The sequence below is a fragment of the Streptomyces panaciradicis genome (assembly GCF_023516615.1).
Lineage (GTDB): Bacteria > Actinomycetota > Actinomycetes > Streptomycetales > Streptomycetaceae > Streptomyces > Streptomyces panaciradicis.
This window is the reverse complement of sequence record NZ_JAMGBF010000288.1, coordinates 1-3571: the sequence shown is the minus strand read 5'-3', so window position 1 is coordinate 3571 and position 3571 is coordinate 1. Positions and strand designations below refer to the sequence as shown.

Annotated in this window: 3 protein-coding genes; 2 read left to right on the top strand and 1 reads right to left on the bottom strand. The window is 75.7% G+C overall.

What is annotated here, in order from left to right:
• On the bottom strand, positions 1-1701 hold a 1701-nt coding region (locus tag M8J74_RS43805; protein WP_249841724.1), incomplete at its 3' end, for a condensation domain-containing protein.
• A 348-nt stretch (positions 1702-2049) separates the two neighbouring features.
• On the opposite strand from M8J74_RS43805, the gene M8J74_RS43800 reads away from it, so the two are divergent.
• Both M8J74_RS43800 and cysC read left to right on the top strand, forming a co-directional pair.
• Positions 2050-2826 (top strand): alpha/beta fold hydrolase, encoded by a 777-nt coding sequence (locus M8J74_RS43800; RefSeq protein ID WP_249841723.1) that lies wholly within the window; start codon positions 2050-2052, stop codon positions 2824-2826.
• Positions 2827-2868: 42 nt separating this feature from the next.
• The gene (gene cysC, locus M8J74_RS43795; protein ID WP_372500437.1) at positions 2869-3474 is read left to right on the top strand and encodes an adenylyl-sulfate kinase; all 606 of its coding nucleotides are present in this window, start codon (positions 2869-2871) and stop codon (positions 3472-3474) included.
• Positions 3475-3571: the final 97 nt, after the last annotated feature.

The window sequence follows — 3571 nt, the reverse complement described above, 5'->3', positions numbered from 1 at the left end:
CGGTGCGCCGGCGGCGGTCGCTGCGGGCGCGCAGGCCATCGCGGCCGGCGGCTCGTCGGCGAGCACGCCCAGCGCGTCGGACACGGTCGCCGCACCGCCCGCCAGGTGGGGCAGTTCGCGCAGCAGGCGGGCGCACTGGCCCAGCAGGCGGGCCGCGTCGGCGTCGGCGAGCCGGGCGCGGTCGTGGACGGCGCTCAGGTGCAGCCCGTCGTCGGCGTCCCGGCGGGCCTGCAGGGTGACGGGGAAGACGGTGGGCGTGCCGGCCGGGCGGGGCGCATCGACGCTGATGCCCTGGGCGGCGAGCGCGGAGCGCAGGGTGGCGGAGCCGCGCCGTCGGTGTTCGAAGACGACGAGGCTGTCGATGAGTTCGTCGCCCGCCGGGCGCCCGCTGAAGGCGCCGATCTGCTCCAGGGACACCCATTCGTAGGCGGCCATCTCCAGCGCCTGCTCGCGCAGGTCGGCCAGCAGCCGGTCCAGGGGCGCGCCGGGGTCGACGCGGACGGTCAGGGGCAGGGAGTTGGCCAGCAGGCCGGGCAGCCGCTGGACGAAGTCCACGGCGACGCCGCGGCCCAGGACGCTGACGCCGAAGCCGACCAGGGCAGGGCCGGTGGTGGCGCCCGCCCGGTACAGCAGCAGCGCCCACACCGCCTGCAGCGCGCCGGCCTCGGTGGCGGCGTGGGAGGCCGCCCAGGTGCGCAGCCGGCCGGCCGCCGCGGCGCCGAGCCGGGTCTCGGCGCGGCCGTATCCGCTCATGCGGGTGGCCGGGCCCAGGATGCCGGGCCGTATCAGGGCGGTGGCGTCGGGGGCGGCGGCGGACCAGAAGTCGCGGGCGGGCGCGGTGTCCTGGCCGGCGAGCCAGCGGGCGTAGTCGCGGCAGTCGGGGCGCCGTTCGCCGCCGGGCAGGCGGCCCCCGGCGAGGTAGGCGCGGTAGAACTCCTCCAGCAGGACGGCCACGCTGAAGTCGTCCAGGGCGAGAGTGTGGAAGGTGAGCAGGATCCGCACCGACGGCGGGCTGCCGCCGTGGGGGGCTGCTTCGTCGACGAGGTGCAGCCGCAGCAGGCCCGGGCAGCGCAGGTCGAAGCCGCGCAGCCGGTCACGTTCCATGAGGTGGTCGAAGTCGACGGAGCCGGCCGGGTGGCGCACGACCTCGGCGCGGACGTGCTCGTGCAGGACCAGGCGGGGCCCGCCGGCGGTGTCGAAGGCGGCGCGCAGGATGCTTTCGTGGGCGAACACCGACTGCCAGGCCGCGGTGAACCGGCCGGTGTCCAGCGGGCCGCGCCAGCGCCAGTGCAGCTGCTGCACCCAGCGGCCGGTGCCGCGGTGGGCGAGCGCGTGCGGGAGCAGGGCGCGCTGCTGGGGGGTGACCGGCACGCTCGCCGCGGCCCACCGGCTCTCCTCCACCACGGTGGGGGCGGCGTCGGGTTCGGGCGGGGTGAGGGCCGCCAGTGCGGGGTGGTCGGTCCGGCCGTCGGGCAGCAGGGGGATGTGCGGCACCCGGTGCAGACGGGCCGGGACCAGGTGGGAGGGCAGCCGGGAGCGCAGGGCGGCCCGCAGTTCGGCGGGCGGGGTGCGCGTCACCACGTGCGCGACGATCCGCAGGCCGCCCAGGGCGTGCCGGGCGGCGTGGACGGCGGCGTCCCGCACACCGGGCAGCAACACGAGGGCGGCACGCACCTCACCGAGTTCGGCCCGGTCGCTCATGAGCACTCCCCTAGGGTCGGCGGCAGACGGGACCGGCCCGGCCTGCTGTCGCCCCGTGCGCGCCTGGAGCCTGACGCACCGCTGACGGCCACCGCCGGGTTCGGTCTCGCCACGGTCCATCACACGGGGCGGGAGTCGAATGCGGCTGTGGCCGCGCTGGTGGGCCGCTGGGGCCGCCCAGCCCTGGGGGGCGGAAAAGGCCGGTGTCGGGCCGCGGGTTCACGGTGTGCGGGCGAGCGGGGCCCAGGAATCTCACGACCGTTCTTCGACCCGTGGTCCAGCGGGGCACTCGAAGATGCCGCCAGGTGGGGAGGTGAGGGCACCTCCCGCTCGGCGTGAGGAGTGCGTATGCGCAAGGTCGTTTCCCGTGACGGCACCACGATCGCCTACGACAAGGCGGGGGACGGTCCGCCGATCGTGCTCCTGAACGGGTCGTTTCGCGACCACACCATCTTCGACGCGCTCGTGCCCGAACTGACGCCGCACTGCACCACCTACGTCTACGACCGCCGCGGACGCGGCGAGAGCGGGGACGCGCCGCAGTACGCCGTCGCCCGCGAGATCGAGGACCTTTGGGCGGTGATCGAGGAGGCCGGCGGGTCGGCGGTGGTGTTCGCCGGATCGTCGGGCGCGAACCTCGCCATCGAGGCGGCCCTGGCGGGCGCCCCGATCACCAGGCTGGCGCTGCACGAGCCGTTCTACCGCACCGAGGGCTTTCCCAAGCCCCCGTGGAACGTCGCCAAGACGCTGCGGGTGCTGATGTCCGAGGACCGGCGTCAGGAGGCGGTCGAGTACTACCTGGGCAGCTTCCTGGGCCTGACCCCGGACACGGTCGCGCAGTGGCGCCAGGGGCCGATCTGGGCGGTGAACGAGGCCAACGCCCACACCCTCGCCTACGACGTGGCGATCTGCGGCGACTGCAGCGTCCCGGCGGACCGGCTCGCCGGCTACCGGACCCCGACGCTGGTCCTCAACAGCAGCGGCACCAGCGACTGGCTGCGGGCGGCGGCCCGGGCGACCGCGGCGGCCCTGCCCGAGGGCCGGTCGCTGGAACTGCCCGGTTCCTGGCACCGGATCGACATGGACGTGCTGGGCCGGACCCTGGCCGAGTTCGCCACCGCCTGAGGACCTCTCTCGTCCGGCACGTCACCTCACGTTCAGGAGGGCATCACCGTGACCACGGCTCACACCCTGGCCGCCGCACCCCCAGCGGCACCCGCCGCGGCCGCCGCCACCCGCGAGCGCGGCGCCACCGTGTGGCTGACCGGGCTGCCGAGCGCGGGCAAGACCACCCTGGCCCGCGCGGTCGCCGAGCGGCTGACCGCCACCGGCCGGCGCACCGAGGTCCTCGACGGGGATGAGATCCGCCGGTTCCTCTCCCAGGAGCTCGGCTTCACCCGGGCGGACCGGCACACCAACGTGACCCGGATCGGGTTCCTCGCCCAACGGCTGGCCTCCCACGGCGTGCTGGTCCTGGCCCCGGTCATCGCCCCCTACACCGCCTCCCGCGCCGCCGTCCGCGACCGGCACGCCGCGGCCGGCACCGCCTACCTGGAGGTGCACGTCGCGACCCCGGTCGAGGTCTGCTCCGTGCGGGACGTCAAGGGCCTGTACGCCCGGCAGGCGGCGGGCGAGCTGACCGGGCTCACCGGCATCGACGACCCCTACGAGGAGCCGGACGCCCCGGAGTTGCGGATCCGCACGGAGGGCAGGTCGGTGGCCGACACGGCCGCCGAGCTGCACGCCTTCCTGGCCGAGAGGGGTCTGGCATGACGGTCTTGACGCACGGGCGGGCGGGGCTGCTCCGGGACGCCACCACGGTGTCGCACCTGGACGGCCTGGAGTCGGAGGCGGTGCACATCTTCCGTGA